The organism is Micromonospora sp. WMMD714, assembly GCF_029581315.1.
GTDB lineage: Bacteria > Actinomycetota > Actinomycetes > Mycobacteriales > Micromonosporaceae > Micromonospora > Micromonospora rifamycinica.
Map to the genome: position 1 here is coordinate 884,216 of NZ_CP120744.1, position 26,939 is coordinate 911,154.

Annotated in this window: 27 protein-coding genes; 13 read left to right on the top strand and 14 right to left on the bottom strand. The window is 73.7% G+C overall.

What is annotated here, in order from left to right:
• Nucleotides 1–220: 220 nt before the first annotated feature.
• From O7625_RS03990 to O7625_RS04000, 3 genes are all read left to right on the top strand, one after another.
• Nucleotides 221–1,291 carry an ECF subfamily RNA polymerase sigma factor, BldN family gene (locus tag O7625_RS03990; RefSeq protein WP_282344394.1) on the top strand — a complete coding sequence of 357 codons (1,071 nt, stop codon included), beginning with the start codon at nt 221–223 and terminating at the stop codon, nt 1,289–1,291.
• A gap of 229 nt (nt 1,292–1,520) precedes the next feature.
• Nucleotides 1,521–2,384 (top strand): DUF5667 domain-containing protein, encoded by an 864-nt coding sequence (locus O7625_RS03995; protein ID WP_282344395.1) that lies wholly within the window; start codon nt 1,521–1,523, stop codon nt 2,382–2,384.
• A gap of 135 nt (nt 2,385–2,519) precedes the next feature.
• Entirely contained in the window at nt 2,520–3,386 is an 867-nt protein-coding gene (locus O7625_RS04000) for an HAD-IB family hydrolase (protein ID WP_282344397.1), read from the top strand.
• A gap of 29 nt (nt 3,387–3,415) precedes the next feature.
• On the opposite strand, the gene O7625_RS04005 is transcribed toward O7625_RS04000, so the two are convergent.
• From O7625_RS04005 to O7625_RS04025, 5 genes are all read right to left on the bottom strand, one after another.
• The gene (locus tag O7625_RS04005; protein ID WP_282346799.1) at nt 3,416–4,327 is read right to left on the bottom strand and encodes a lysophospholipid acyltransferase family protein; all 912 of its coding nucleotides are present in this window, start codon (nt 4,325–4,327) and stop codon (nt 3,416–3,418) included.
• Nucleotides 4,328–4,428: 101 nt separating this feature from the next.
• Nucleotides 4,429–5,502, bottom strand: coding sequence for an NAD-dependent epimerase/dehydratase family protein (locus O7625_RS04010; RefSeq protein ID WP_067314603.1), 1,074 nt, complete (start codon nt 5,500–5,502; stop codon nt 4,429–4,431).
• Between the two features lie 121 nt (nt 5,503–5,623).
• Nucleotides 5,624–5,725, bottom strand: coding sequence for an AURKAIP1/COX24 domain-containing protein (locus O7625_RS04015; RefSeq protein WP_007465623.1), 102 nt, complete (start codon nt 5,723–5,725; stop codon nt 5,624–5,626).
• A gap of 206 nt (nt 5,726–5,931) precedes the next feature.
• Complete coding sequence (locus O7625_RS04020) at nt 5,932–6,144, bottom strand: helix-turn-helix domain-containing protein (protein WP_067314605.1); 213 nt, start codon at nt 6,142–6,144, stop codon at nt 5,932–5,934.
• Nucleotides 6,145–6,411: 267 nt separating this feature from the next.
• Complete coding sequence (locus O7625_RS04025; protein ID WP_282344400.1) at nt 6,412–7,332, bottom strand: proline dehydrogenase family protein; 921 nt, start codon at nt 7,330–7,332, stop codon at nt 6,412–6,414.
• 158 nt (nt 7,333–7,490) lie between these two features.
• Here O7625_RS04025 and O7625_RS04030 point away from each other — a divergent pair, with 158 nt between their 5' ends.
• The 3 genes from O7625_RS04030 to O7625_RS04040 are packed head-to-tail and all read left to right on the top strand — an operon-like array spanning nt 7,491 to nt 9,509.
• Nucleotides 7,491–7,772 (top strand): hypothetical protein, encoded by a 282-nt coding sequence (locus O7625_RS04030; RefSeq protein WP_282344402.1) that lies wholly within the window; start codon nt 7,491–7,493, stop codon nt 7,770–7,772.
• Nucleotides 7,773–7,774: 2 nt separating this feature from the next.
• Complete coding sequence (locus O7625_RS04035; protein ID WP_282344404.1) at nt 7,775–8,941, top strand: glutathionylspermidine synthase family protein; 1,167 nt, start codon at nt 7,775–7,777, stop codon at nt 8,939–8,941.
• Between the two features lie 19 nt (nt 8,942–8,960).
• On the top strand, nt 8,961–9,509 hold the full coding sequence (locus tag O7625_RS04040) for a CGNR zinc finger domain-containing protein (protein WP_067314612.1): 549 nt from the start codon (nt 8,961–8,963) through the stop codon (nt 9,507–9,509).
• 341 nt (nt 9,510–9,850) lie between these two features.
• On the opposite strand, the gene O7625_RS04045 is transcribed toward O7625_RS04040, so the two are convergent.
• Both O7625_RS04045 and O7625_RS04050 read right to left on the bottom strand, forming a co-directional pair.
• Entirely contained in the window at nt 9,851–10,657 is an 807-nt protein-coding gene (locus O7625_RS04045; RefSeq protein ID WP_282344407.1) for a sugar phosphate isomerase/epimerase, read from the bottom strand.
• A gap of 75 nt (nt 10,658–10,732) precedes the next feature.
• On the bottom strand, nt 10,733–11,677 hold the full coding sequence (locus O7625_RS04050; protein WP_282344409.1) for a hypothetical protein: 945 nt from the start codon (nt 11,675–11,677) through the stop codon (nt 10,733–10,735).
• Between the two features lie 73 nt (nt 11,678–11,750).
• On the opposite strand from O7625_RS04050, the gene O7625_RS04055 reads away from it, so the two are divergent.
• Nucleotides 11,751–12,563, top strand: a complete 813-nt coding sequence (locus tag O7625_RS04055; RefSeq protein ID WP_282344411.1) for a hypothetical protein — start codon at nt 11,751–11,753, stop codon at nt 12,561–12,563.
• A gap of 39 nt (nt 12,564–12,602) precedes the next feature.
• Here the strand turns inward: O7625_RS04055 and O7625_RS04060 are convergent, their stop codons facing one another.
• Complete coding sequence (locus O7625_RS04060) at nt 12,603–13,286, bottom strand: response regulator transcription factor (RefSeq protein ID WP_067314784.1); 684 nt, start codon at nt 13,284–13,286, stop codon at nt 12,603–12,605.
• A 23-nt stretch (nt 13,287–13,309) separates the two neighbouring features.
• Complete coding sequence (locus tag O7625_RS04065; protein ID WP_282344413.1) at nt 13,310–14,593, bottom strand: ATP-binding protein; 1,284 nt, start codon at nt 14,591–14,593, stop codon at nt 13,310–13,312.
• Between the two features lie 211 nt (nt 14,594–14,804).
• Between O7625_RS04065 and phoU the strand changes: the two genes are divergently transcribed.
• A complete protein-coding gene (phoU, locus tag O7625_RS04070; protein WP_282344414.1) occupies nt 14,805–15,458 on the top strand; it encodes a phosphate signaling complex protein PhoU in 654 nt (217 codons plus the stop codon).
• 120 nt (nt 15,459–15,578) lie between these two features.
• Here phoU and O7625_RS04075 read toward each other — a convergent pair whose 3' ends face one another.
• Nucleotides 15,579–16,346 (bottom strand): phosphoglyceromutase, encoded by a 768-nt coding sequence (locus O7625_RS04075; RefSeq protein ID WP_282344415.1) that lies wholly within the window; start codon nt 16,344–16,346, stop codon nt 15,579–15,581.
• Between the two features lie 150 nt (nt 16,347–16,496).
• Here O7625_RS04075 and O7625_RS04080 point away from each other — a divergent pair, with 150 nt between their 5' ends.
• Nucleotides 16,497–17,828 (top strand): MFS transporter, encoded by a 1,332-nt coding sequence (locus O7625_RS04080; RefSeq protein ID WP_282344416.1) that lies wholly within the window; start codon nt 16,497–16,499, stop codon nt 17,826–17,828.
• A gap of 503 nt (nt 17,829–18,331) precedes the next feature.
• Here O7625_RS04080 and O7625_RS04085 read toward each other — a convergent pair.
• The 3 genes from O7625_RS04085 to mshA form a co-directional block, all read right to left on the bottom strand.
• Complete coding sequence (locus O7625_RS04085) at nt 18,332–19,234, bottom strand: hypothetical protein (RefSeq protein ID WP_282344417.1); 903 nt, start codon at nt 19,232–19,234, stop codon at nt 18,332–18,334.
• 77 nt (nt 19,235–19,311) lie between these two features.
• Complete coding sequence (locus tag O7625_RS04090; RefSeq protein WP_282344418.1) at nt 19,312–19,827, bottom strand: YbjN domain-containing protein; 516 nt, start codon at nt 19,825–19,827, stop codon at nt 19,312–19,314.
• A 58-nt stretch (nt 19,828–19,885) separates the two neighbouring features.
• Nucleotides 19,886–21,250 carry a D-inositol-3-phosphate glycosyltransferase gene (gene mshA / locus O7625_RS04095; protein WP_282344420.1) on the bottom strand — a complete coding sequence of 455 codons (1,365 nt, stop codon included), beginning with the start codon at nt 21,248–21,250 and terminating at the stop codon, nt 19,886–19,888.
• A gap of 181 nt (nt 21,251–21,431) precedes the next feature.
• Between mshA and O7625_RS04100 the strand changes: the two genes are divergently transcribed.
• On the top strand, nt 21,432–22,199 hold the full coding sequence (locus O7625_RS04100; protein WP_282344422.1) for an SDR family oxidoreductase: 768 nt from the start codon (nt 21,432–21,434) through the stop codon (nt 22,197–22,199).
• 15 nt (nt 22,200–22,214) lie between these two features.
• On the opposite strand, the gene O7625_RS04105 is transcribed toward O7625_RS04100, so the two are convergent.
• A complete protein-coding gene (locus tag O7625_RS04105; protein WP_282344424.1) occupies nt 22,215–23,306 on the bottom strand; it encodes a UDP-N-acetylmuramate dehydrogenase in 1,092 nt (363 codons plus the stop codon).
• Nucleotides 23,307–23,377: 71 nt separating this feature from the next.
• Here O7625_RS04105 and O7625_RS04110 point away from each other — a divergent pair, with 71 nt between their 5' ends.
• From O7625_RS04110 to O7625_RS04120, 3 genes are all read left to right on the top strand, one after another.
• On the top strand, nt 23,378–24,139 hold the full coding sequence (locus tag O7625_RS04110; RefSeq protein WP_282344426.1) for a maleylpyruvate isomerase family mycothiol-dependent enzyme: 762 nt from the start codon (nt 23,378–23,380) through the stop codon (nt 24,137–24,139).
• A 292-nt stretch (nt 24,140–24,431) separates the two neighbouring features.
• Complete coding sequence (locus O7625_RS04115) at nt 24,432–25,805, top strand: GH1 family beta-glucosidase (RefSeq protein ID WP_282344427.1); 1,374 nt, start codon at nt 24,432–24,434, stop codon at nt 25,803–25,805.
• A 19-nt stretch (nt 25,806–25,824) separates the two neighbouring features.
• Entirely contained in the window at nt 25,825–26,832 is a 1,008-nt protein-coding gene (locus O7625_RS04120; protein ID WP_067311802.1) for a LacI family DNA-binding transcriptional regulator, read from the top strand.
• The last annotated feature ends 107 nt before the right edge of the window (nt 26,833–26,939 follow it).

The following is a 26,939-nucleotide window of genomic DNA, read 5'->3' on the forward strand; positions in this document are numbered from 1 at the left end:
GCCCTATCATCACTCGGGTCGGCTCACCCCATTTGCCGTGAGTCGACACCCCTCAGCCCGAGGAGGCCCCCGTGCCTGTGCGCGCATTGGACCAGCACCTCAAGGGGAACTGCCGCGCGTCGGCACACCCCCACACGGCCCTGCCCGTCAGGGGCAGACCCGGCGCGGCGGCCTCCCGCCGCCACCCGGTCCCGGTCGTGGCGCACCCCGGGGAGGCCCGGTGACCGCCTTCGGCTACGCGGACCGTCCCACCGGTCTGACCGGACCGGCGCCCCGGGCGTCGGTCAACGAGCGGACGGACCCGCCCCGCCCGGACCCGGCCTCCCGTCGGATCCACCCGCGCCCGCACCACAACGAGGCGGCGCCCCGGTCCACCGCGCCGGGCGGCAACGCCACACCGGGCGGCCGGACGACCCTGCCCGCCCGGCAGCCCACCATGCCGACGCAGAGCAGACGGGTCGGCGAGCCACCCGCCCCGGCCGACCCGACCAGCGGCGAGACCGCCGTGATCCCGGTCGTCCCGGCCGACGACACCGCCGTGATCCCGGCCGTACCGACCGGGGACGGCCCCCCCGACACCACCCTGCTCCCCGTCGTCCCGGCCGACGACACCGCGCTGATCCCGGCGGTTCCGGCCGACGGGCCGGCCGCCGGCCCACCCGCCACCGGGCCACCGCCCACCGGTACCCCGCCCACCGGCTTCCCCAGCCGCCCCGACCCGTCCGACCCGGCCACCGAGGTCTGGATGCTGGTCGAGCGGGCGCAGGCCGGCGAGTCCGAGGCCTTCGGGCTGATCTACGACCGGTACGTCGACACGGTCTTCCGGTTCGTCTACTTCCGGGTCGGCAACCGCCAACTGGCCGAGGACCTCACCTCCGACACCTTCCTACGCGCCCTCAAGCGGATCGGCAGCTTCACCTGGCAGGGCCGCGACCTCGGCGCGTGGCTGGTCACCATCGCCCGCAACCTGGTCGCCGACCACTTCAAGTCCGGCCGCTACCGGCTGGAGGTGACCACCGGCGACGTGCTCGACGCCGACCGGGAGGACCGGGGGCCGGAGGGCAGCCCCGAGGCGGCCGTGGTCGAGCACATCACCAACGTGGCGCTGCTCACCGCCGTCACCCGGCTCAACCCGGAACAGCAGGAGTGCATCGTGCTCCGCTTCCTCCAGGGCCTCTCGGTGGCCGAGACGGCCCGCGCGATGGGCAAGAACGAGGGCGCGATCAAGGCGTTGCAGTACCGGGCGGTCCGGGCGCTGGCCCGGCTCCTGCCGGCCGGTTTCCAGCCCTGACCTGCGACGATGCTCACTCTTCGTGATTTCGCTCCCGGCCGCCCCGTAACCGCTGCCCGGCGCGGAGCGTTTCTCCGGATGCGACCGGTGGTTGTCCGGCGCCCCCGGACCCGTCCCGGTCCGGAGCAGCGCCGCCGACCATGACCCGGGTACGACGGCGTACGCCGCCACCGGTCGTGGGGAACCACCGCGGCCGACCGGCCGTCACCAGCGAGAGGGGGTGCCTGCGGTGGACAGCGACCTCTTCTCCCGTCGTCGGGCCGTACGCTTCGCCCAGCTTCTCGACGAGGCCAACGGCGGCCCACGCCACCACGTCCGCTCCCGCGCCGACGCCCAGCTCACCGCGCTCGTCGCGGTCGGACGTCGGCTCGTCGCCGAACGACCCGTCGTCGAGGTGGACGCCGAGTTCCGGGCCGGCCTGCGGGCCATGCTGGTCGCCGCGGCCGAACGGGACGACGCCGCCGACCCGGTCACCGGGGCGGCCCCGAAGACCACCGCCCGGGGTGCGCTGCTGGGCGGGGTGACCGCCCGACGGGCCCGCGCCCGGGGTGCCATCCTGGTCGGCATCGCGGCCGGGGCGGTCGCCGTCTCCGGCATCTCCGCCGCCAGCGAGAACGCGGTCCCGGGCGACGCCCTGTACGGCATGAAGCGCTCGACCGAACGGGCCCAGCTCGCCCTGGCCAGCTCGGACGTCAGCCGGGGGCAGCTCTTCCTCGACTTCGCCCGGACCCGGCTCGACGAGGCGGCCACCCTGCGCGACGACCCGACCGGGTTCAGCGCCGTGCTCGACGACATGGACACCGACACCCGGCAGGGCGTCCGGCTGCTCACCACCGCGGCCACCCAGCACGCCGACCCGGCGGCGCTGGACGCGGTGAACGCCTTCGTCGCCGGGCAGCGCCGAGCCGTCGGTGGCCTGCTCGACGGGGCCGGTTCCGCCGAGCGGGACCGTACCCGGCAGTCTCTCGCCCTGCTCGACACGATCCGCCGGCGCTCCGACGCGCTGCGCGCCGCGATCACCTGCGCGCTGCCCGCCCCGGTCGGCAGCGACGCCCTCGGCCCCACCCCGGCCGCCTGCCCCCTCGGCCGCTGAGCGACGGGGAGCCCCGCCCGCGCCCGTCCGACGGTGGAGCCGCCCGCCACACTTCCTGTTTCGGCCGGTCGACCGGGGTTCGCCCCGGACTAGGCTCGATACCGCAGGGTCGTCCCGTCGTTGGAGGGAGGTGCGATGGCCAGCAACCGCAGGGTCACCATCAGCACCAACGTCCACGGACACACCGCCGGTTGGGCGGAGGTCACGACGCCACCAGTGCCCCCGGATTCCCGCACCGCCGCGTTCTTCGACATCGACAACACGATGATGCGGGGCGCGTCGATCTACTGGTTCGCCCGCGGGCTGGCCGCCCGCAGCTACGTCACCACCGGTGACCTGGCCCGGTTCGCCTGGCAGCAGGCCCGGTTCCGGCTGCTGGCCACCGAGCACGCGGGTGACATGTCGCGGGCCAGGCAGGCCGCGCTCGCCTTCGTCGAGGGCTGGCGGGTCAACGACGTCGAACGGCTCGCCGAAGAGATCTTCGACGAGTTGATGGCCCCGAGGATCTGGGCCGGCACCCGTCGGCTCGCCCAGCGCCACCTCGACGCCGGCCAGCGGGTCTGGCTGGTCAGCGCCGCGCCGGTGGAGATCGGCCGGGTGATCGCCGCCCGGCTCGGCCTGACCGGTGCGATCGGCACGGTCGCCGAGATCGTCGACGGGGCGTACACCGGCCGGCTGGTGGGAGACCTGATGCACGGTCCGGCCAAGGCCGAGGCGGTCACCCGGCTCGCCGCGGTCGAGGGGCTGGACCTGGCCCGCTGCACCGCCTACAGCGACTCCCGCAACGACCTGCCGATGCTCGTCGCGGTGGGTCGGGCGGTGGCGATCAACCCGGACGGCGCGCTGCTGCGGACCGCCCGGCGACGGGGCTGGGAGGTGCGTGACTTCCGGACCGGCCGCCGGGCGGCACGGATCGCCGTACCGTCGACCGCCGCGCTCGGGTTGCTGGCCGGCGCGGTCTCCGCCGGCCTCGCGCTGCACCGACGCCGCCGCACGGCCTGACCCGGGCACCCGGAGCGACCGGGGGCCGGTCAGGGGCCGAACGGGTCGGGGCGGCGTTCGAGCAGCTGGTGCAGGGTCTGCTGGATGGTCTCGCGGACCTGGTCGGCGAGGTTGAACACGACCAGGGGATCGTCCGCTGAGTCGGTCAGGTGGGCGGTCGGGATCGGCGGACAGAACTCGATCAGCCACTTGCTCGGCAGCGGCACCATGCCCAGCGGCCCCAGCCAGGGGAACGTCGGCGTCACCGGGAAGTAGGGCAGCTTGAGCAGCCTGGCCAGCGGCTTGATGTCGGCCAGCATCGGGTAGATCTCCTCGCCGCCGACGATGGCGACCGGGACGATCGGGGTGCCGGTGCGCAGCGCCGCCGAGACGAAACCGCCCCGCCCGAAGCGTTGCAGCTTGTAGCGGTCGGCGTAGAGCTTGCCGATGCCCTTGAAGCCCTCCGGGAAGACGCCGACCAGCTCGCCGTTGCCGAGCAGCCGTTCGGCGTCCGGGTTGCAGGCGACCGTACCGCCGGTCTTGCGGGCCAGCTCGGAGACCACCGGCATCCGGAAGACCAGGTCCGCGCCGAGCAACCGCAGGTAGCGGCGGGCGGGATGCTGGTCGTGCAGGGCGGCGGAGAGGATCAACGCGTCCAGGGCCACCGTGCCGGAGTGGTTGCCGACCACCAGGCCGGCCCCGTCGGTGGGCACGTGCTCCAGGCCGGTCACCTCGGTCCGGAACCAGTCGCGGTAGAGCAGCCGCAGCAGCGGGTGGAAGACCGCACCGGTCAGCTCCGGGTCGAACCCGAACTCGTCCACCTCGTACTGACCGGAGAGGCGGCGGCGCAGGAACGCCAGCCCGGTGGCGACCCGCCGGTCCCACACGTCACCGGGCCGGTCCGCGACGGCCTCCCCGCCAGCGGCCGGATCGACGGCAGCGGGATCGGCAGCGGCCGGCACGGGCGGCGGAACGGGTGCCGACCCGTTGCGGGTCGACCCGTCGTGGGCCGGTGGGGTGGCCACGGGTGGCGCGGTGAGCCGGCGGTGGCCGTTCTGTTCGGTCACGTGCGGTCCCGGACGGCGGAGCGGATCTGCCGGATGCTCTCCAGCACCGCCTGCTCGGCCGCGGCGAGCTGCTCCCGGCCGACCACGACCCCGCCGTGGTGGGCGCGGATGAAGTCGTCGAACGCGACGGCCGTGGAGCGCGGGGTGAAGCCGTACTCCCGGGTCAGCCGGCTGGTGTCGACCACCCGGCCGTGCACGATCAGGTCGACCTGGTCCAGGCCGTAGCGGCCGAACCCGAGGTTGCGGGCGATCGCGGCGGCTCCCGACAAGCCCGGCTCCCACACCGGCACGGCCACCCGACCGGCCCGGCGGATCGCCTGGGACAGCGAGAGCACCCCCGGCCCGGCCACGTTGTACGTCCCCGGGTGGTCCTCGGCGACGGACCGGTGCAGCACCTCCAGGGCGTCGTCGAAGTGCACGAACTGGAGCCGGGGGTCACGGCCGAAGACGGTGGGCACCACCGGCCGGGAGAAGTAGCGGGTGAGCGTGGTGTCGGCGGTGGAGCCGATGAACGGGGCGAACCGCAGCACGGTCGCGGTAACGTCGGGGCGACGGCGACGGAAGCCGCGCACGTACCCCTCGATGTCGAGGATGTCGCGGCCGAAACCGCCGCGCGGCACCTCGCGCGGCTCGGTCTCCTCGGTGAAGACCGCCGGGTCGCGGAAGGACGCCCCGTAGGCGGCGGTCGACGACCGGACCACGAGCTTGCGCAGCCGGGGTGCCCGCTGGCAGGCGGCGAGCAGCTGCATGGTGCCGATGACGTTCTGTTCCTTCATCGCCGGCCGGCCGCCGTGCTGCGGGTCGGGGGCGGTCGCCAGGGCCAGGTGGACCACGGCGTCGACGTCCAGGTCGGCCAGTAGCCCACCGAGCGAGTCGAGGTCCAGACGGATCCGTTCGACCCGGTCGAGCAGGCCGGTGATCTCGGGACCGGGGGTGACCGGGTCGACGCCGATGACCCGTTCGATGCGGGGGTCGGTGGCGAGCCGGGCCGCGACGTGCGCGCCCAGGTAGCGGCCGACCCCGGTCACGACGACGACCCCCGGGGCACCTGAGGTGCCTCCGGGGGTCATCGCGCACGCCCTGACCGGCAGGAGGGACCGAGCCGGGATGTCCGCGGCCTGATCACCTGAGCCTCCGAGGGTCGACAGTTGGCAAGCGGCACCGCGCGCCGGGTGGTGGCCCGGCGGCGGGTCACTTGCCGAGACGGCGACGCTGGACGCGGGTCTTGCGCAGCAGCTTGCGGTGCTTCTTCTTAGCCATGCGCTTGCGGCGCTTCTTGACCACCGAGCCCATACGACAGCCTTTCAATGCAACGTTCGGGGCGGACCCTCGGCGTCGAGATGGTGACGCCGGTGGCCGCTTGCGGACAACGGACCTGGACCAGCGTGGTGGCAGCGGGGCGCACCGGCGGACGGTCAGGATCGGCTCCAGGGTAGCCGCAGAGCGTCAGCCAGACCAACGCGCCCCCGTCGATGCCCGTTACGTCACCCTCGGCGGGGTCAGGCGGTCTCCTGGAACGCCCCGCGCAGATAGTCGTGCACCGCGTGCTCCGGCACCCGGAACGACCGGCCCACCCGGACCGCGGTGAGTTCACCGCTGTGCACCAGGCGATAGACCGTCATCTTGGACACCCGCATCACCGAGGCCACCTCGGCGACCGTGAGGAACCTGACGTCCGACAACCGACCGTCGGCGGACTGCGACCCGGCCATGGCTCACCCGACCCATCCCATGCCCGGCGCGCGCCACCCGACGGAGCTCCCGTGCGGGCCGGCAACGCGCGTGTTACCAGTACGGTAGCGGGACGTCTGTGACCTGCGCGATCCCTTCCGGCAACTGATCCCGGGAGAGCCGGCGTTCACCCGGTCGTGACCTGGCCTTTTCCGGTGGGGTGCGTCATACGTCCGAAAAGTCGGTCCGTTCCCGGCTCACCGGCGGGCGGGCACCCGCCGGGCACCGGCCGGCGGGCACCCGCCGGCTCACTTCTTCGAGGCCAGCGCCCGGCCGAAGAACGCCAGGTTCGCCGGCCGCTCGGCGAGGCGGCGCATCAGGTAGCCGTACCAGTCGTCCCCGTACGGCAGGTAGGTACGCACCGTGTAGCCCTCGCCGGCCAGTCGGGCCTGCTCGTCGGGGCGGATGCCGTACAGCATCTGGAACTCGAACTCGCCCGGCCCCCTGTCGAACCAGCGGGCCCGGTCCTCGCCGATGGCGATCAGGCGCGGATCGTGGGTGGCCAGCATCGGGTACCCGGCACCGGACATCAGCACGTTGAGACAGCGCACGTACGACTTGTCCACCTCGCGGGCCGACTGGTAGGCCACCGACTCCGGCTCGGAGTACGCGCCCTTGCACAGCCGCACCCGCGACCCCACGCCGGCCAGCTCCCGGCAGTCCGACTCGGTACGCCGCAGGTAGGCCTGGAGCACCGCCCCGGTCGACGGGTGGTCCTTGCGCAGCTTGGTCAGCGCGTCCAGGGTCGAGTCGGTGGTGGTGTGGTCCTCCATGTCCAGGGTGACCGTGGTGCCCGCCTGGTCGGCCGCCACGCAGATCGCCCGCGCGTTGTCGTACGCCAGTTGCTCGTCGAAGCGTTGGCCGAGGGCGGACAGCTTCACGCTCACCTCGGCGGCCGGGGTCAGCCCGGCGGCGGCGAGCGCCCGCAGCAGGGTGAGGTACTCGTCCCGGGTGGCGACGGCCTGTTCGGGGGTGACGGTGTCCTCACCGAGGTAGTCGAGGGTGACCGCGAGGCCGTCGGCGACGAGTGCGCGGGTCGCGCGCAGCGCGTCGTCGGTGCCGGTGCCGGCGACGAACCGGCGGACGACGTCCCGGGTGAGCGGGGCCGTCGCGACGAGCCGCTCGACCTGGGATGACCGGGCAGCGGCGAGGATGACGGAACGGAGCATGAGCCGAGCGTATCGCCCGTCGGCACGACGACGCCCGGCGGCGGCCGGACCGCACCGGGCGGATGCCCACCGCGGCACCGGGGGCGCGCCGGCCAGGTTCCAACCGCGTCACAGGCCCCGGCCAGGGGGCGCGCGGATGGCACCGATCGGTTACAACCATGAACGTGGAACGACACCCCCGTCGCCGGCTGCGGTCGGCCTCCGTGCAGCTCGGGGCGCTCACCGCCCTGGCGCTCGCCCTGTCCGGCTGCAACCTCACCTCCGACGACGACGATGACGACTGCGCCCTCGGCCCGGTCGGCGGTGGGGACACCGTCGCGCTCGCCATGCGGGTGCCGACCGCCGGCGTCCAGCCCCGGGCCGGCGCCGGAGACCCGGGGGCCGGCGTGCTGCCCGAACGCGGCGGCTTCGGCACCCACCTCGCCTCCTGCGGAGGCTGACGGTGCGTCGGGAGCAGGTCACCCCCCGCCCGGACTTCGACGCCGTGATCCGCACCCAGGGCCTGGTGTACGTCGACACCGAGCTGCCCGACGGCGAGATCATGTCGTACTGGGACGAGACCGCCGCGTACGCCTTCGACCTCGACGAGGTGCTGCGGTTGGAGGAGGCGACGGAGGAGCTGCACCGGATGTCGGTGGCCGCCGCCGAGCACGTGGTGGCCCGCCACCGGTACGCCGAGTTCGGCATCCCGGACTGGGCGGCGCAGGCGGTGGCCCGGTCGCTGCACGAACGCCCGCCCACCCTGTACGGCCGGTTCGACCTCGCCTACGACGGCTGCTGGCCGCCGAAGCTGCTGGAGTACAACGCCGACACCCCGACCGCGCTGGTCGAGGCGAGCATCGTGCAGTGGTACTGGCTGGAGGAGACCCGCCCCGACGCGGACCAGTGGAACAGCCTGCACGAGCGGCTGGTGGGGGCGTGGGCGAAGATCGGCGCCGGCCTGCACGACCGGCGGGTGCACGTGTGCTGGTCCAACGAGGAGGATTCCGGCGAGGACCAGATCACCGCGGGCTACCTGGCCGAGACGGCCCGGCAGGCCGGGCTGGACGTGACGCTGCTGCCGATCCAGCACGTCGGCTGGGACGGCCGGCGCTTCGTCGACGCCGCCGACCGGCCGGTCACCACCTGCTTCAAGCTCTACCCGTGGGAGTGGATGCTGGCCGAGCCGTACGGCCGCCCGGCGCTGGACCCGGGCACGCCGACCACCTGGATCGAGCCGGCCTGGAAGCTGCTGCTGTCGAACAAGGCGCTGCTGGCCGTGCTCTGGGAGCTGTTCCCGGGGCACGAGTACCTGCTGCCGGCCTACCTGGACTCGCCGCGCGGCATGCCGGAGTACGTGGCGAAGCCGTTGCTCGGCCGGGAGGGCGGCTCGGTACGCATCGTCACCGGCGACACCGAGATCAGCAACCCGGGGATCTATGGCGACGAGGGCTTCTGCTACCAGGAGTTCCGGGCGTTGCCGCAGTTCGACGGGGGTCGCATGGTGCTGGGAAGCTGGATCGTCGACGGCGAGTCGGCCGGGGTCGGCATCCGGGAGAGCGAAAGTCTGATCACCGACGGTTACGCGCGCTTCGTGCCGCACTACATCGACGCGCCGCGTGTTCCGTGAGTCGTCTACCGTTGGTCGGGTGAACTTCGACGCGTACGCCCGGACCGGGGTCGACCTCGTCAACTCCCGGCTGGACGACCTCGACGACCTGCGTGCCCTCTTCCCGGACGACAACGCCTGGATGCGCGACGAAGTCGCCGACCGGGACCTGGCGGTCTTCCGGCGGGCGCAGAAACGGCTGCGGGACGTCTTCGAGTACGGCACCTCGGGTCGCGACGCCCAGGCGGTGGCGGAACTGAACGCCATGCTGGAGGCGTTCCCGGTGCAACCGCGCATCTCCGGCCACGACTCCAGCGACTGGCACATGCACGTGACCAGCCGCGGCGCCTCGGTCTCGTCGGAGTACCTGGCCGGCGCGGTGTGGGGCCTGTCGGTCTGGCTCTGCGAGTACGGCAGCGCCCGGTTCGGGGTCTGCGCCGACGACCGCTGCGGCAACGTCTACCTGGACACCTCGTCCAACTGCTGCCGCCGGTTCTGCTCGGACCGCTGCGCCACCCGCTCCCACGTGGCCGCCCACCGCGCCCGCAAACGCGCCGCCGAACAACCCACCCTCACCCCGGTCCCCTGACCCACCCCCAACCCCCCACCCCACCCCTCCCCACGGCCTCCCCCTCGGGGTGCGTTGATTCGGGTGCGTTGATTCGGGTGCGTTGATTCGGGTGCGTTGATCAAGAGATTCAGGTCAGATTCGCCGCGACGGATGACCCAAACCTCTTGATCAGATGACCCAAACCTCTTGATCACCGGGGCGGGCCGGCCGGCAGCGGGCCGGCGGCGGAGGCGGCGGGCCGGCCGGCGGCGGAGGCGGGCCGGCAGCGGGCCGGCGGCGGAGGCGGCACGCGGAGGGACGAGGGCAGGGGCGCAGGGGGCGCGTGCGGAGGGGGAAGGGGAGCCGGGAGGGCGTGCGGGTCAGGCGTTGAGGGGGGTGGTGGCGGTGAGGTGGGCGCGGGCGAAGGCGAGGGACTCGCGGAGGTCGGCCTCGCGGACGGCACGGCTCCTGGCGCCCCGGGTGGTGACCTCCACCGCGACCGAGCCGGTGAAGCCGCGCCCGGCCAGGGAGCGGAGCAGCTCGGCGCAGGGCTGGGTGCCCCGGCCGGGGACCAGGTGCTCGTCGCGGCCCTCGCCGGTGCCGTCGCCCAGGTGGACGTGGGCCAGGCCGGCGCCCATCCGGTCGGCCATCGCCAGCGGGTCGCTGTGCGAGGCGGCGCAGTGCGACAGGTCGAGGGTGTACGCGGGGTAGCCGACCTCGGTCGGATCCCAGCCGGGCGCGTACGGCACGAACTGCCGTCCGGCCATCCGGACCGGGTACATGTTCTCCACCGCGAAGTGCAGCCCGTCGAAGCGGGTGGCGACGGTGTCCAGCCCGTCGGCGAAGTGCCGGGCGTAGTCGCGCTGCCAGGTGAACGGCGGGTGCACCACCACCGTCGGCGCCTCCAGCGTGTCGGCCAGCTCGGCGGCCCGCCGCAGCCGCTCCCACGGGTCGGGGCTCCACACCCGCTGGGTGACCAGCAGGCAGGGGGCGTGCACCGAGAGCACCGGGACACCGTAGTGCGCGGCGAGCCCGCGCAGCGCGCCGGCGTCCTGGCTGACGGCGTCGGTCCAGACCATCACCTCGACGCCGTCGTAGCCGAGCGTCGCGGCGAGCTGGAACGCCGCCGCGGTCCGTTCGGGGAAGACCGAGGAACTGGACAGGAGCACCGGGACGCGGGAAGTCACCCCCCGAGGGTAGCCCGGGGTGTCACCACGCTTCGGGACGAGCAACCGCAAAAGCCCCGCGACCACCGGCGTACGTCACATCGGCACGAGCTGATCCAACCGTCTGAGGATGACACCCTCACGCAGCGCCCACGGGCAGATGTCCACCGCCGCCAGGTCGAACCGGCGCAGCACCGCCTCGGCCACCACCGCGCCGGCCAGCAGTTGGTGCGCCCGGCCGGCGCTCACCCCCTCCAGCTCGGGCAGCTGGGCCGGCGGGATGTGCCGGACGAACCCCAGCACCTGCCGTACCCCGGTCCGGGTGAGGCTGCGGCGGGTCCACAGGCCCGCCGAGGAGGGTGCCGCCCCGGCCAGCCGGGCCAGCGTCCGGAACGTCTTGGAGCTGGCCACCGGGCGGTCCCAGCCGACCCCGGCCAGCTTCTCCACCACCGGGTCGAGCTGCGCGTCGACGTACTCCCGTAGCTCTTCCACGGCCTCGGCGGTGGGCGGCGTCGACCCGGACGGGTCGACGTGCAGCCGCTCCCGGCTGAGCCGGCCGGCCCCCAGCGGCAGCGACACCGCCACCTCCGGGTCCTCGTCGATGCCGGCGGCCAGCTCCAACGAACCGCCGCCGATGTCCATCGCCAGCAGCCGCCCCGCCGACCAGCCGAACCACCGCCGGACCGCGAGGAACGTCGCCCGCGCCTCGTCCGCACCGGAGAGCACCTCCAGCCGTACGCCGGTCTCCTCCCGGACCCGGGTCAGCACCTCGGCCGCGTTGGTGGCGTCGCGCACCGCGCTGGTCGCGAAGGCCAGCAGGTCGTCGGCGGCCAGCGCGGTGGCCGCCGCCCGGGCCGCGCCGACCGCCTCGACCAGCCCGTCGGCCCCGGCCCGGGTGAGGGCGCCGTCCGGTCCGATCTGCTCGGCCAGCCGCAGCACCACCTTCTCGGAGTGCGCCGCCCACGGATGCGCGCCGTGGTGGGCGTCGACCAGGAGGAGATGGACCGTGTTGGAACCGACGTCGAGCACACCCAGCCGCATGAGAAGACCCTAGGGCCAAGACGTTTCCCCGGCTCGCCGGCCCGGCCGACCGGCCCCGCGTACCCTGGTCCGGGTGACGAGCCAGGTTGAGCTGCACGTGCTGGTGGACGACCCCGGCGATCCGCGTAGCCGGGAGGTGGCGCTGGACTTCCCCCGGGAGTGGATCGAGTTCGTCGACCCGGCCGACGGGCGGCACCTGGTCCGCGCCGACCTGACCTGGCTGCTGTCCCGCTGGACGTGCGTCTTCGGCCGGGGCTGCCACGGCATCGTCGCCGGCCGGGCCGCCGACGGCTGCTGCTCGCACGGCGCGTTCTTCACCGACACCGACGACGAGAAGCGGGTCCGGGCCGCGGTCAAGCGGCTCACCCCGCAGACCTGGCAACACTTCCGTCGGGGCACGAAGAACTGGACCGCGACCGACACCATCGACGGCAAGAACCCGGCCCGGCGGACCGCCACCCGGGGCGAGGACGCGCCCTGCGTGTTCCTCAACGACGCCGACTTCCCCGGTGGGGGCGGCTGCGCGCTGCACGGCCAGGCGCTGCGCGACGGGGTGCACCCGCTGGAGTACAAGCCGGACGTCTGCTGGCAGCTACCGGTCCGTCGGGACCAGGAGTGGACCACCCGGCCCGACGACACCAAGGTGCTGGTCTCGACGCTGGCGGAGTTCGACCGGCGGGGCTGGGGCTCCGGCGGGCACGACCTGGACTGGTGGTGCACCTCCTCGACCGACGCGCACGTGGGCACCGAGCCGATGTACCTGTCGTACGCCCCGGAGCTGACCGCGCTGATCGGCGAGCCCGCGTACGCGAAGCTGGCCGAGCTGTGCGCGGCCCGGCTGCGCCAGGGCCAGATCGCCCCGCACCCGGCCAGCGGCCAGGAGTGAACCGGGGCGACGGTCCGCCGCCCCGGCGCACCGGACGGCCTACGGCTCGAACTTGTAGCCCAGCCCCCGCACGGTGACGATGAACCGGGGGGCGGACGGCTCCGGCTCGATCTTGGAACGCAGCCGCTTGACGTGCACGTCCAGCGTCTTGGTGTCGCCGACGTAGTCGGCACCCCAGACCCGGTCGATGAGCTGCCCCCGGGTGAGCACCCGGCCGGCGTTGCGCAGCAGCAGCTCCAGCAGCTCGAACTCCTTGAGCGGGAGCTGCACGGCCGCCCCGTCGACGGTCACCACGTGCCGTTCGATGTCCATCCGGACCGGGCCGGCGGCCAGCGTCGGCGCACCCGACTCGGTCACCTCGGGGCTCTGCCGGCGCAGCACGGCCCGGATCCGGGCCACCAGCTCCCGGGGCGAGTACGGCTTGGTGACGTAGTCGTCGGCGCCGATCTCCAGCCCGACCACCTTGTCGATCTCGCTGTCCCGGGCGGTGACCATGATGATCGGCACGTGCGAGCGCTGTCGCAGCTGCCGGCAGACCTCCGTCCCGGACATCTCCGGGAGCATCAGGTCGAGCAGCACGATGTCCGCGCCGGTCCGGTCGAACTCGGTGAGGGCGGAGGTGCCCGTCGCGGCGACGGACACCTCGAAACCCTCCTTGCGGAGCATGTACGACAAGGCGTCGGAGAACGACTCCTCGTCCTCGACCACCAGTACGCGGCTCACAGGGGGTGTTTCCTTTCCTACGGTCAGGCCTGGCGCAGTTCGGCCGGGCCGGGCTCGATACCAGCGGACGGCAGTATCGTCTCCAGGTCGTCCGGAGGGCTGGCGGGTAGCCGGAGGGTGAATGTCGACCCCCCTCCCAGCGTGCTCGCCACCTCCACCCGGCCGCCATGGTTGCTGGCGATGTGTTTGACGATGGCCAGGCCGAGGCCGGTGCCACCGGTGGCGCGGGACCGGGCCTGGTCGGCCCGGTAGAACCGCTCGAAGATCCGGTCGACGTCGGTGGGGGCGATCCCGATCCCCTGGTCGGTGACGGAGACCGTCACGTGGTCGGCGTCCGCCCGGGTGGTGACCCGCACGACGGTGTCCTCGCCGGAGTAGGTGATTGCGTTCTCCACGAGGTTGGACACCGCGGTGGCGAGCTGGCTGTCGCTGCCGTAGGCGGTCAGGCCCCGCTCCCCCTCGGTCACCACCTGGATCCTGCGGGCGGTGGCCGACGTGCGGGTCCGGTCGAGCACCTCGGCGATCACCCAGTCGACCGCGACGGGCTCCGGCGCGGGTTGCGGCTCCGCGCCCTGGAGCCGGGTCAGCTCCAGCAGCTCCTGCACCAACCGGCCGAGCCGGGTGGACTCGTGCTGGATCCGCTCGGCGAACCGGCGGGCGGCCAGCATGTCCTCGGAGAGTTCCGGGGCACCGTCGGTCGGTTCGGTGGCGTCGACCAGGGCCTCGCCGAGGAGCTGCAACGCCCCGATCGGGGTCTTCAGCTCGTGGCTGACATTGGCCACGAAGTCCCGCCGCACCCGGGCCAGCCGGTGCGACTCGGTGACGTCGGCGGCCTCGACGGCGATGTACCCGCCGCCGATGCCCATCGCCCGCAGGTGCACGCCGAGTGGGTTCTCCCCGGCGTTGTCGCGGCCCCGGGGCAGGTCGAGCTCGATCTCGCGCCGCACCCCGGTCCGCCGCACCTGCCCGGCGAGGGTACGGATCAGCGGGTGGGCCGCGATGGAGCCGGGGGTGGCGCCGGTTCGGAGCAGGCCCATCGCCCGCGCGGCCGGGTTCACCAGCACCGGCACGTCGTCCGGGCCGAGCACCACGACACCGGCGCGCAGCGAGTCGATGGTCTTGCGGCCGAGCCCGCTGAGCCCGCCGGACTGGTCGTCGGGAATCGCAGGCCTCCCCATGTTCCGGCGGGAGCTCTCGCCCCCGGCCGACACCGCCCGGCGTAGCCGGTCACGGACGGATCCCGGCAGCAGCAGCCCGGCGACCAGTCCGGTCACCAGAGCCACCACGATCGCCACCGCCCATTCCACCCGGCGATCGTAGGGTCATTGTTAACCTGGCTATCGCCCAGAACGGGACGAAAGACACTCGCTTCGGGAGAAGTTCACCCGTGGTCCCCGTGCCGTTCATCCGGGTTCATCTCGGGTCCGTCGCACCCGCCTACCGTGGGTTCCGCACCTGCTCAACCCGTACGCCGACGGTCCTGGTGGCCACCGGCGGCACCGACCCCAGGAAGTGACGATGCGCGACGAGTTCCGGGCCGACCTGCAGATTGTCAGCCAACTGCTGGTGGACATGGCGGAGGCGGTGCGCGCCGCGATGCGCCAGGCCACCCGCGGCCTGCTCACCGCCGACCGCGAAGCGTCCGAGGCCGTGATCGCGCGGGACGCCGAGATCGACAACCTCTACCAGCACGTCGAGGAACGGGTCTGCGACCTGCTCGCCCGGCAGGCGCCGGTCGCCTCCGACCTGCGCGCGATGATCACCGCCCTGCACGTGGCGGCCGATCTGGAGCGGATGGGCGACCTGGCCGACCACGTGGCGAAGACCGCGCTGCGCCGGCACCCGTCCCCGGCGGTGCCGGCCGAGCTGCGGCCGGTCTTCACCGACATGGCCTCGGTCGCCGACCGGATGGCCGAGAAGATCGGCAAGGTGCTGGCCACCCCCGACGCCGACATCGCCGCCGAGCTGGACCGCGACGACGACGTGATGGACGACCTGCACAAGAGCCTGTTCGGTGTGCTGCTCGGCGACGACTGGCCGTACGGGGTGGAGACGGCCATCGACGCCACCCTGCTCGGCCGCTTCTACGAGCGGTTCGCCGACCACGCGGTCAACGCCGGCGAGCGGGTGGTCTACCTGATCACCGGCGAGACCGCCCCCGCCACGAGCTGACCCGCCCGCCCGGCGACGGGGCAGTGCTCCCGGACCGCCGAGGGGCCATGCTCCCGGCCCGGCGACGGGAAGGGCTCCCGGCCCGGCGACCGCCGCCGGACCGGGAGCCCTTCAGCCAGGTCAGCGACCCTGGTTGGCGACCGCGGCGGCGGCCTCCCTGGCGGCGTCGGGGTCGAGGTAGGCACCGCCCAGGCTGATCGGGCGCAGTTGCGGGTCGAGGTCGTAGCGCAGCGGGATGCCGGTGGGGATGTTCAGCTTGGCGATCGCGGAGTCGGAGATCTGGTCGAGGTGCTTGACCAGGGCGCGCAGCGAGTTGCCGTGCGCCGCCACCAGCACCGTCCGGCCGGCGAGGATGTCCGGCACGATCGAGTCGTACCAGTAGGGGAGCATCCGCGCCACGACGTCCTTGAGGCACTCGGTGCGCGGCATCAGGTCGGTCGGCAGCAGCGCGTACCGCGGGTCGCCGACCTGCGAGAACTCGTCGTCGTCGGCGATCGGCGGCGGCGGGGTGTCGTACGAGCGACGCCAGAGCATGAACTGCTCCTCGCCGTACTCGTCCAGGGTCTGCTTCTTGTTCTTGCCCTGCAGGGCGCCGTAGTGCCGCTCGTTGAGCCGCCACGACCGGCGCACCGCGATCCAGTGCCGGTCGGCGGCGTTGAGCGCCAGCTCGGCGGTGCGGATCGCCCGGCGCATCACGCTGGTGTGCACCACGTCCGGCAGCAGGCCGTGCTCACGCAGCAACTCGCCGCCCCGGCGCGCCTCCGCCTCCCCCTTGGCCGTCAGGTCGACGTCGACCCAGCCGGTGAAGAGGTTCTTCGCGTTCCAGTCGCTCTCGCCGTGCCGCAGCAGGACCAGCGTCCCGACGGTGGGCCCCTCGCTCGCAGTCATGCCGATCATCCTGCCGCACCCGGCGCGGGGACACGCGGGCGGTGGTGGTGACGACCACCACGTGGAAATTCCGGTGACCGGGGTCGGACCCCGAAACTAGGTTGTAAGGCGCTACGAGGAAGACGGTCATTACCGGAGCGGGGGACGGGTGTGCGCGGGGTGCGAAGCTGGTTCCGGGACACCACCGGCGGGCTGCCGAGGGCCTTCTGGTACCTCTGGGCCGGCACCCTGATCAACCGGCTCGGCTCGTTCGTGCTGATCTTCCTGGCCATCTACCTGACCCAGGCCCGTGACTTCTCCGCCGCCCAGGCCGGCCTGGTGATCGGCCTGTGGGGGGTCGGCGGCGCGGTGGGCACCACCGTGGGCGGCACCCTCGCCGACCGGTGGGGGCGGCGGCCCACCCTGCTCACCGCCCACCTGGGCGCGGCCACCATGATGCTCGCGCTCGGCTTCGCCCGGCCGCTCTGGGCGGTGGCGGCGGGCGCACTGCTGCTGGGTACGTTCGCCGAGGCGGCCCGCCCCACCTTCGGGGCCATGATGATCGACGTGGTGCCGGAGCGGGACCGGTTGCGGGCCTTCTCGCTGAACTACTGGGCGATCAACCTGGGCTTCGCCTGCGCCGCCGTGCTCGCCGGGCTGGCCGCCGAGGCCGGCTACCTGCTGCTGTTCGTGGTGGACGCGGCCACCACCCTGGTCGCCGCGCTGATCGTCTTCGTCCGGGTCGGCGAGACCCGACGTACCCCGGCGACCGGGCCGACCAGGCAGCCGACCGGCGGGCCGCCGCGGGCGGGTGCGCTGCGCACCATCGCCGCCGACCGGGTGTTCCTGGGGCTGGTCGTGCTCAACCTGCTCGGCGCGCTGGTCTTCCTCCAGCACATCTCGATGCTGCCGATCGCGATGGGGGACGCCGGGCTCTCCCCGGCCACCTACGGCGCGGTGATCGCGCTCAACGGCGTGCTGATCGTGGCGGGCCAGCTCTTCGTCCCCCGGCTGATCCGGGGGCGGAGCCGGTCCCACGTGCTCGCCCTCGCCGCGGTGGTGATGGGGGTCGGCTTCGGGCTGACCGCGTTCGCCGACGCCGCCTGGTTCTTCGGGCTCGCCGTGCTGATCTGGACGCTTGGCGAGATGCTCAACTCCCCGTCCCACGCCACCCTGATCGCCGAACTCTCCCCGGCCGAGCTGCGCGGTCGCTACCAGGGCGTCTTCTCGCTCTCCTGGCAGCTGGCCGGCGCGGTCGCCCCGGTGCTCGGCGGGCTGGTCCGGGAACACGCCGGCAACGCCACGCTCTGGCTGGGCTGCGCGGGGTTGGGCGTGGTGACCGCGCTGGGCCACCTGCTCTCCGGGCCGGCCCGGGAACGCCGGGCGAGCCTGCTGCGCGGCTCCGCCGCGCCGGTCACCGACATCGCGCCACCGGTCCCCCAGGCCGCCGAGGCCGCGGTCACCGTACCCCCCGCGCCGGCTCCGGCCCGCACCTCCGGCTGACGCCGACGCAAAGCGGGGGACACCCCCGCAGGGCGGGGTGTGACAGACCCGGGAGGGCTGGGTGGCACACCCGGGGAAGCGGGGTGGCAGACCCGGCGAAGCTGGCTGGCAGACCAGGGGAAGCGGGGAAAAACGGCCGAGCGCCCACCGTCGACCGGAACGTCGCGGTGGGCGCTCGTACCGCCTGCCCGGCGGCGGCGGGCGACCCTCACCCCCGTAAGCGTCGCCCGCTCGCGCCGCCGGTTCCCGGGTGGCACCGTCCCCCAACGGTGTGCTCCACCCATGTGCGCCTCGCCCGGTGCACGGATCTGATCGATCCGCCGCTCCCCCGAACGTTTCCGAGCGTGGCGCGGTGCAATAAAGTTAGTTCGCCCGGTTTCCGGATACAACCCGCGAGCACTGTTTCGCCGGTCACAACACCCCTGGTCCGAGCTGGGGTGTCGCCGTTCCGGGTCACCTGACTGCCAACACGCGGCTACCCGGCAGCCATTCCGGTAAACGCCTCAACCGTCTTCCCGATCGGGTGACTCGGTGCGGAAGAAGTTGCTCTGCCGGCCGTCCCGCAACTGCTCCTGGAAGATCAGGTTGAGCCGGCGGCCGTCGAACGTCCGGAACCAGTCGTTCCAGCTCACCACCTGCACCCGGCGGCTCTCCCGGTAACCCGGGATGTCGAAGGTGAGCACCCCCGGCCGGCCGTCGCGCTCGGTGCCGGCGATGGTCGCCGGCCTGGCCCCGCGGGCCGCGGCCCAGTTCCGGATCACCTGGTGGTTGGTGGTGACCAGGCTGCGCCCGGGACGCTCCGGCCGGTCCGCCGGGGAGGAGATGAGCTGCGCCGACCGGACCGACCGGGAGGTGGACCGCCCGGTACGGACACCCGGGGAGCGGGTGGCCCGCGCCGCCGGTGCCGCCTTCGCCGCCGACCGCGCCGGGCCGGCCCTGCGCGCCGGGGCCGCCTTGGCCCGCGCCGAGGTCGCCTTGGCCCGCGCCGAGGTCGCCTTGGCCCGCGCCGAGGTCGCCTTGGCCCGCGCCGGGGTGGCCTTGACCCGCGCCGGGGTGCTCCGGCGGGTCGGGGCGGCCCTGCCGGTGGCGGTCGTCGCGCCCGCGCTCGTGCGGGCGGTGTTCCGGCGGGCTGGCGCCCGGCCGGACGGGCCGGTGCTGCGCCGCGCCGCGCCGCCGCCCCGGACCTCCGAACGCAACGTCCGGACGAGGGTCTTCACCAGTTCCGGCTTACGCAGCGCGGAGATCCCGGAGATCCCCCGCCGACGCAACTGGCCCCGAAGGTCGTCGACCTTCATCCGGGAGATCTCCGCCTCGGAGATGCCCGGCGTGTTCGGGGTCCGGTTGCCGGTCCGACGCGTGGTCGAGGTCGCCGTCGCACCGCGACCTGAGCTGTTCCGCTGAGCCATCACACGCTCCTCGACAGTCCGTCCTCGGCCTGCGGCGGGTCTCCACACTGCCGCACCGCAGCGGTGCGGCATACCCGTCAGGACCGGTCCGAACCTCCGGGGGACGGCTCGAAGAGGTGGGCGAAGGCGGCGAGGTTGGCGGTCGACTCGCCCCGCTTGACCCGCCACTCCCACTCCCGGCGGATGGAGCTGCCGAAGCCGATCTCCAGCATGGTGTCGAAGGACTCGTCGGCGTAGCTGAGCACCGCCCCGAACAGCCGGTCCAGCTCGTCGGCGTCTACGCCGGACGGGTTGACCCGGCCGGTGAGGTAGACGTCCCCGACCGCGTCGATCGAGAACGCCACCCCGTACATCCGGGCGTTGCGCTGGAGCAGCCACGACCACAGCTCCTCGCGCCGCTCGTCGGGCTGGCGCATCACGAACGCCTCGATCCGCAGCGCGTGCTCGCCGACGAAGAGGTTGCAGATCGTCTTGAGCTTGTGGGTGCCGGGCAGGGTGACCGCGTAGGAGCCCTCGCCGGTGGCCTCCCAGTCGAGTTCCCGCTCGGTGCAGACCGACTCGATCAGGGCCGCCAGCTCGCTCTTCGGGCTCATCGCACCCACTCTACGGTCGGGGTGGCGAGCCCACCGGACGACGGCGGGGTGGCCCGGGTCACCACGAGCCGGTGAGCGCCGGTCCCCCGGCCAGCCGGGCCGCCAGCCGCTCCCGGTGCCCGGTGACCGCCTCGCCGTAGACGGCGAGCAGCCCGGAGACGGTGCGTTCCCAGGAGAAGCCCTGCGCGTGTCGGGCGGCGGCCCGCCCCAACGCCTCCCGACCCGCCCGGTCGGGGAGCAGCCGGGCCAGCGCACGGGCCCAGTCGGTGGGGTCGTGGCCGTGCACCAGCACCCCGCTGACCTGGTCGCGTACCGCCGTGACCAGGCCGCCCACCGCGGCGGCGACCACCGGGGTGCCGCAGGCCTGCGCCTCCAGGGCCACCAGGCCGAACGACTCGTTGTGCGAGGGCACCGCCACCAGGTCGGCGGCCCGGTAGAGGGCCGGCAGGTCGTCACCGGTACGCGGGGGCAGGAAACGCACCCGGTCGGCGACGCCCAGCGAGCCGGCCAGCTCGATCAGCGAGGTGGGCCGGTCCAGGCCGCTGCCGCTGGGGCCACCGCAGATCACCACGGTCACCTGGTCGGCCAGCGCCGGATCCCGCTCCCGCAGCGCCGCGACCGCGCGGACCAGCACGTCGGGGGCCTTCAGCGGCTGGATCCGGCCGACGAACGCGACGACGTACCCGCTGGTGGGCAGGCCCAGCCGGCGGCGGGCGGCGTGGGACGCGGCGACCCGGTCCCCGACGGCGGGGCGGAACCGGTCCAGGTCCACCCCCGGCTCGACGACCGCGACCCGGGCCGGGTCGGCGGCGTACCGGTCGATCAGGTCGGTCGCCTCCACCCGGGTGTTCGCCACCAGCCGGTCGGCCTCGGCGACCACCTGTTCCTCGCCGATCACCCGGGCCTTCGGCTCCGGCCGGTCACCGACTGCGAGCCGGGCGTTCTTGACCTTGGCCAGGGTGTGCGCGGTGTGCACCAGCGGCACCCCCCAGCGCTCCTTGGCCAGCCAGCCGACCTGCCCGGAGAGCCAGTAGTGCGAGTGGATCAGGTCGTAGTGCCCCGGCGGGCGGGCCGCCTCGGCCCGCAGCACCCCGGCGGTGAAGGCGCAGAGCTGCCCGGGTAGCTCCTCCTTGGTCAGCCCCTCCAGCGGGCCGGAGGTGACGTGCCGGACGTGCACCCCGGGGGCCATCTCCACCACCGGCGGCAGGTCACCGGAGGTGGCCCGGGTGAAGATCTCCACCTCGACGTTCGCCTCGGCGAGCCGGCGGGCGACCTCCAGGATGTAGACGTTCATGCCGCCCGCGTCGCCGGTGCCCGGTTGGTGCAGCGGCGAGGTGTGCACCGACAGGGTGGCGATCCGGCGGGGCCGGGGCCACGGCAGGGCACCTCGCTGACGACCGACACCGGTGTGCTGATCCGCCACGTCCGCTCCTTCTGTCACGGTTGATGCCGTCCCGCACGACCGGCGCTCCTCGGTCAACCCGCGCGCCGCGTGTCATCTTCCCCATCGGGCTTCGGAAATGCGTCACCCCGGGTCGCGGGCGTGACGGACCTCATCACCGGACCCCGGGGGCGGGACCTCGCGGCGGGGTGAGAATGACCCGATGACCTCTGTCGCGATCGTCACCGGGGCGTCCAGCGGGATCGGCGCGGCCACCGCCCGCCGGCTCGCCGCCGCGGATTTCCACGTGCTCGCCGCCGCCCGGCGCACCGACCGGCTCGCCACCCTGGTCGCCGAGATCACGGCGGCCGGCGGCAGCGCCACCGCGGTGCCCTGCGACGTCACCTCGGACGAGTCGGTGGCCGGGCTGGCGCGGGCCGCCGCCGACGCCCCCGGGCCGGTCACCCTGCTGGTCAACAACGCCGGTGGCGCGCGCGGGCTGGACCCGGTGGAGACCGGCGCGATCGCCGACTGGCAGTGGATGTACGACGTGAACGTGCTCGGCACGCTGCGGGTCACCCAGGCCCTGCTGCCGGCCCTGGAACGCTCCGCCGCGGGGACCGTCGTGGTGGTCTCCTCCACCGCCGGCCTGACCGTGTACGAGGGCGGCGGCGGCTACACGGCGGCCAAGCACGCGCAGACCGCGGTGGCCGGCACCCTGCGCCTGGAGCTGTGCGGTCGACCCGTCCGGGTGGTCGAGATCGACCCCGGGATGGTCCGGACCGAGGAGTTCGGCCTGAACCGCTTCGGCGGGGACGCGGCGAAGGCCGACGCCACCTACGCCGGGGTGGCGCAGCCGCTGGTGGCCGAGGACGTCGCGGAGTGCATCGCCTGGTGCGCCACCCTCCCGCACCACGTCAACGTGGACCGGCTGGTGGTCCGCCCGCTGGCCCAGGCGGCCCAGCACAAGGTGCACCGGGTCGGCCGGTGAGCGGCTGACCGGCGGTCAGACGGCGCAGTTCACCAGCACCGGCTCGGGGTGCAGGGGGACGCCGAACCGGGCGTGCACGCCGTCGCGGATCTCCCGGGCGAGGGTGATCAGGTCGGCGGTGCGGGCGCGGCCGCCGTGGTTGGTCAGGGCGAGGGTGTGCTTGCCGGAGATGGCGGTGCCCCCCGGCCCCGGGTGCCCCTTGGCGAAGCCGGCCCGGTCGATCAGCCAGGCGGCGCTCACCTTCACCAGCTCACCCGGGCAGGGCCAGGACGGCGGCTCCCCGACGTCGGCGGCGCGCTCGCGCAGCAGCTCGTACGCCGCCCGGTCGAGGACCGGATTGGTGAAGAACGAGCCGACCGACCAGGTGTCCGGGTCGGCGGGGTCGAGCACCATGCCCTTGCCGGCGCGCAACGCGAGCACCGTGTCCCGGGCGGCGGCCAGCGGCACCCGGTCACCGACCTGCACCCCGAGCGAGCGGGCCAGCTCGGCGTAGCGCACCGGCCCGGACAGCGGCGAGCGGTCCAGCCGGAAGTCGACCGAGAGCACCACCCACCGGTCGCTGTACTTGAAGATGCTGCCCCGGTACGCGAAGCCGCAGTCCGCCGCGTCGATGGTGGTCAGCCGGTCGTCGGCCCGGTCGTACACCTGGACGCCGGTGATCCGTTCGGCGACCTCCTGCCCGTACGCGCCGACGTTCTGGATCGGGGTGGCGCCGGCCGAGCCGGGGATGCCGGAGAGGCACTCCAGGCCGGACCAGCCGTTGCCGACGGCGGTGGCGACCAGGTCGTCCCACGGCTCGCCGGCCTCGACGCGGACGGTCACGGTGTCGGGGTCCTCGGCCACCACGGTGTGGCCCCGCGACCGGACCAGCACGACGGTGCCGGGGAATCCGGCGTCCCCGACGACCACGTTGCTGCCGCCGGCCAGGACCAGCACCGGTTCGTCGCGCCGGTGCGCGGCGCGGACCCGGGCGACGATCTCGTCGGCGCTGGTGGCGGTCTCCAGGCGGGCGGCGGGGCCGCCGAGCCGGAGGGTGGTGTATTCCGCCAGGACGGCCGGATCGGCGGGTTCGGCGTCCGTTGTCGGTTTGGCGTAGACGTCTGACACGCCTTTCACCCTAGGCTGAGGGGTAGCCGCGGCACCCACTGGTCGCCGGGTCACCCCGGGGAGGATTTGCGATGAGCAGACTGCACGCCACGAAGGACTTCTGGATCGGAGCGCTCCGGGTGGACGGCCCGGCGTTCGCCGCGGCCGTCGCCGAGGCCCCGCCGGAGACACCCGTGCTGTCCTGCCCCGGGTGGACGGTGACCGACCTGACCCTGCACCTCGCCGGGGTCTACCACTGGGTGCACTCCTTCGCCGGCTCCGGGGACACCGCCCAGCCGGCCCGCCGCGACCACGTCGCCGAGCTGCCCGCCGGGGTGTCCGCGCTCCAGCTCTGGCAGCACCAGTACGACCAGCTGATGACGCTCTTCGACACGCTCGACCCGGAGGCCCCGGCCTGGAACCCGATGCCGCAGCCCAAGAAGGCCGGCTTCTGGCCGCGCCGGATGGCCCACGAGACCGCGGTGCACCGGTGGGACGCCCAGCTCGCCATCGCCGCCGGTGACCCGGTCGAGGCGAAGCTCGCCGCCGACGGGGTCAGCGAGGTGCTGGACACCTGGCTGCCGGCCGGCCGGCGGCGGGCCTCGGGGCAGTGGCAGGGGGTGGTGCACCTGACCGCCGCCGACGCCGCGCAGGACTGGTACCTGCGGATGCGCGGCGAGGGGGTGGCGCTGCTGGACACCGCCACGGTCTTCGGGCACGACGACCACCACGCCCGGGTGCAGGTGACGGGCTCGGCCAGCGACCTGCTGCTGGCGCTCTGGGGCCGGATCAGCTTCGACACCCTCGGGGTGACCGGGGACCGTTCCCTGCTGGAGGGCCTGCGCGTCGGCTGACCGTCACGCGCACCACGTAGCACGGCGAACCGCGCACGGGCAGCGGTCGTCTCCGTCCGGGGACGACCGCTCCCGTCGAGTGCCGAGGTCCGGCCGGATTCTCAGAGAGCGCTCTCTTGACAGCGGTTCCGCCCAGCGACGACGCTGGCGGAGGAGCGCTCGCCGCCCCTGGAACGACCCTCGCTGGCCGTACGCTGTGCCCGACGACCGGAGCGACGGGCCGGGTGCGGCCACGGCGTCAAGCCGGTGCCGGTGGGCCGGCCCCACCGGCGCGAACGAAGGAGGAAACCGCGTGAGCGAACGTCGATTCCCGGAGAACTTCGTGTGGGGCGCGGCGACCGCCGCGTACCAGATCGAGGGGGCGGCCCGCGACGACGGCCGCGGCGACTCCATCTGGGACACCTTCAGCCGTACGCCGGGCAAGGTGTTCGCCGGGCACACCGGTGACGTCGCCTGCGACCACTACCACCGGTACGCCGACGACGTGGCGCTGATGGCCGAGCTGGGGCTGGCCGCGTACCGCTTCTCGGTGGCCTGGCCCCGGATCCGGCCGGACGGCACCGGCCCGGTCAACCCGCGCGGCCTGGACTTCTACGACCGGCTGACCGACGCGCTGCTCGACCGGGGCATCGACCCGATCATCACGCTCTACCACTGGGACCTGCCCCAGACGTTGCAGGACCGGGGCGGCTGGACCAGCCGGGAGACCGCCGAGCACTTCGCCGACTACGCGCTCGCCGTGCACGCGCGGCTCGGCGACCGGGTGCACACCTGGACCACGCTCAACGAGCCGTGGTGCTCGGCCTACCTGGGTTACGGCAACGGGGTGCACGCCCCCGGCGAGCAGGACGCCGGGTCGGCCTTCCGGGCAGTCCACCACCTGTTGCTGGGGCACGGCCTGGCGGCGCGGGCACTGCGGGCGGCGGGCGCGCGGACCATCGGGATCACCCTCAACCCGGCGGACGTCGCGCCGGCCGACCCGGGCAGCGCCGCCGACGCCGCCGCGGTACGCCTGGTCGACGGCCTCCAGAACCGGATCTTCCTGGACCCGCTGACCGGGGCCGGCTACCCGGCCGACGTGCTCGAACACGTCGCCCGGATGGTGGAGCCCACGTTCGTCCGGGAGGGCGACGAGAAGGTCATCGCCGCGCCGCTGGACCTGCTCGGGATCAACTACTACTCCCCCACCTACGTCGCGGGCCGCCCGGACGGGGCCGGCAGCAGCGCCTACCCGGGCACCGAGGGCGCGGTGGAGTTCCTCCCGGCCGCCGGCCCGGTGACCGAGATGGGGTGGCAGATCGAGCCGGCCGGGTTGACCCGGCTGCTGGAGCGGATCGCCACCGGCTACCCGGGGCTACCGCTGATGATCACCGAGAACGGCGGCGCGTTCCCCGACGACACCCGGCTCCCGGACGGGGACGGCCGGGTCGACGACGCCGACCGGATCGCCTACCTGGACGGGCACCTGCGGGCCGCGCACGAGGCCATCTCCCGCGGGGTGGACCTGCGCGGCTATCTCGTATGGTCGTTGCTGGACAACTTCGAGTGGGCCGAGGGCTATCGGAAGCGGTTCGGGATCGTCCACGTCGACTATCTGGACCAGCGGCGCACCCCGAAGTCGAGCGCCCGGTGGTACCAGGAGGTGATCTCCCGGAACGGGCTGTGACGAGGCGGTGGTAACGGGTATGACGGCGGCGCAGCGGCCCACCCTGGAGGCGGTCGCCCGGCAGGCCGGCGTGTCCCGGGCGACGGTCTCCCGGGTGGTGAACGGCTCCACCACGGTCGCCGAGCCGATCCAGGAGGCGGTCCGCCGGGCGGTGGCCGAGCTGGGGTACGTGCCGAACCTGGCCGCCCGCAGCCTGGTCACCCAGCGGACCGACTCGGTCGCCCTGGTGCTGCCGGAGGTCGCCACCCGGGTCTTCTCCGACGACCAGGTCTTTCCCGGGATCATCCGGGGTGCGGCCCAGGAGCTGGAGGCGGCCGACAAGCAGCTCGTGCTGATGCTGGCCGGCTCGCCCGCCGGGCACGACCGGGTCGCCCGCTACACCACCGGCCGGCACGTCGACGGGGTGCTCTTCGCCTCGCTGCACGGCAAGGACCCGCTCCCCGGCCGGCTCGCCCGGCTGGGGATACCGGTGGTGTGCAGCGGTCGGCCGCTGGACGCCGCCGACGTGCCCTACATCGACGTGGACCATGTCGGCGGGGTCGCCACGGCCACCCGCTACCTGATCGACAACGGTCGCCGCCGGATCGCCACCATCGCCGGCCCGCAGGACATGGTCGCCGGCATCGAACGGCTGGCCGGCTACCGGGACACCGTGGTCGCCGCCGGCCTACCCCAGATGATCGAGTACGGCGACTTCACCCGCGAGTCGGGCACCACGGCGATGCGTCGGCTGCTCGCCGCGTACCCCGATCTGGACGCGGTCTTCGCCGCCTCCGACCTGATGGCGCACGCCGCCCTGCGGGCGCTGCACGAGGCGGGCCGGCGGGTGCCCGACGACGTCGCGGTGATCGGCTTCGACGACATCGAGACGGCCGCCTACACCGAGCCGCCGCTGACCACCGTGCGGCAGCCGATCGTCGAGCTGGGCCGGAAGATGACCCGGCTGCTGCTGGCCCTCGCCGACGGCGCGGACGTCGAGCGGGTCGTGGTGCTGCCGACCGAGCTGGTGATCCGCCAGTCCGCCTGACCCCCTGGTCCTGCTCACGGACCCCCGGGACGGTGCGCCCGCCTGACCGGCACCAGCCCACCGGCCGACCCGATCCACCACTCTGAGTAACAAGACCACCGACCTCA

What these genes read in the sequence shown, in the direction of transcription:
- O7625_RS04000 (WP_282344397.1), top strand. Translation starts at nt 2,520, where the DNA reads ATGGCCAGCAACCGCAGGGTCACCATCAGCACCAACGTCCACGGACAC.
- O7625_RS04010 (WP_067314603.1), bottom strand. Translation starts at nt 5,502, where the DNA reads ATGACCCCCGGAGGCACCTCAGGTGCCCCGGGGGTCGTCGTCGTGACC.
- O7625_RS04015 (WP_007465623.1), bottom strand. Translation starts at nt 5,725, where the DNA reads ATGGGCTCGGTGGTCAAGAAGCGCCGCAAGCGCATGGCTAAGAAGAAG.
- O7625_RS04020 (WP_067314605.1), bottom strand. Translation starts at nt 6,144, where the DNA reads ATGGCCGGGTCGCAGTCCGCCGACGGTCGGTTGTCGGACGTCAGGTTC.
- O7625_RS04025 (WP_282344400.1), bottom strand. Translation starts at nt 7,332, where the DNA reads ATGCTCCGTTCCGTCATCCTCGCCGCTGCCCGGTCATCCCAGGTCGAG.
- O7625_RS04030 (WP_282344402.1), top strand. Translation starts at nt 7,491, where the DNA reads ATGAACGTGGAACGACACCCCCGTCGCCGGCTGCGGTCGGCCTCCGTG.
- O7625_RS04050 (WP_282344409.1), bottom strand. Translation starts at nt 11,677, where the DNA reads ATGCGGCTGGGTGTGCTCGACGTCGGTTCCAACACGGTCCATCTCCTC.
- phoU (WP_282344414.1), top strand. Translation starts at nt 14,805, where the DNA reads ATGCGCGACGAGTTCCGGGCCGACCTGCAGATTGTCAGCCAACTGCTG.
- O7625_RS04075 (WP_282344415.1), bottom strand. Translation starts at nt 16,346, where the DNA reads ATGACTGCGAGCGAGGGGCCCACCGTCGGGACGCTGGTCCTGCTGCGG.
- O7625_RS04085 (WP_282344417.1), bottom strand. Translation starts at nt 19,234, where the DNA reads ATGGCTCAGCGGAACAGCTCAGGTCGCGGTGCGACGGCGACCTCGACC.
- O7625_RS04090 (WP_282344418.1), bottom strand. Translation starts at nt 19,827, where the DNA reads ATGAGCCCGAAGAGCGAGCTGGCGGCCCTGATCGAGTCGGTCTGCACC.
- O7625_RS04100 (WP_282344422.1), top strand. Translation starts at nt 21,432, where the DNA reads ATGACCTCTGTCGCGATCGTCACCGGGGCGTCCAGCGGGATCGGCGCG.
- O7625_RS04110 (WP_282344426.1), top strand. Translation starts at nt 23,378, where the DNA reads ATGAGCAGACTGCACGCCACGAAGGACTTCTGGATCGGAGCGCTCCGG.
- O7625_RS04120 (WP_067311802.1), top strand. Translation starts at nt 25,825, where the DNA reads ATGACGGCGGCGCAGCGGCCCACCCTGGAGGCGGTCGCCCGGCAGGCC.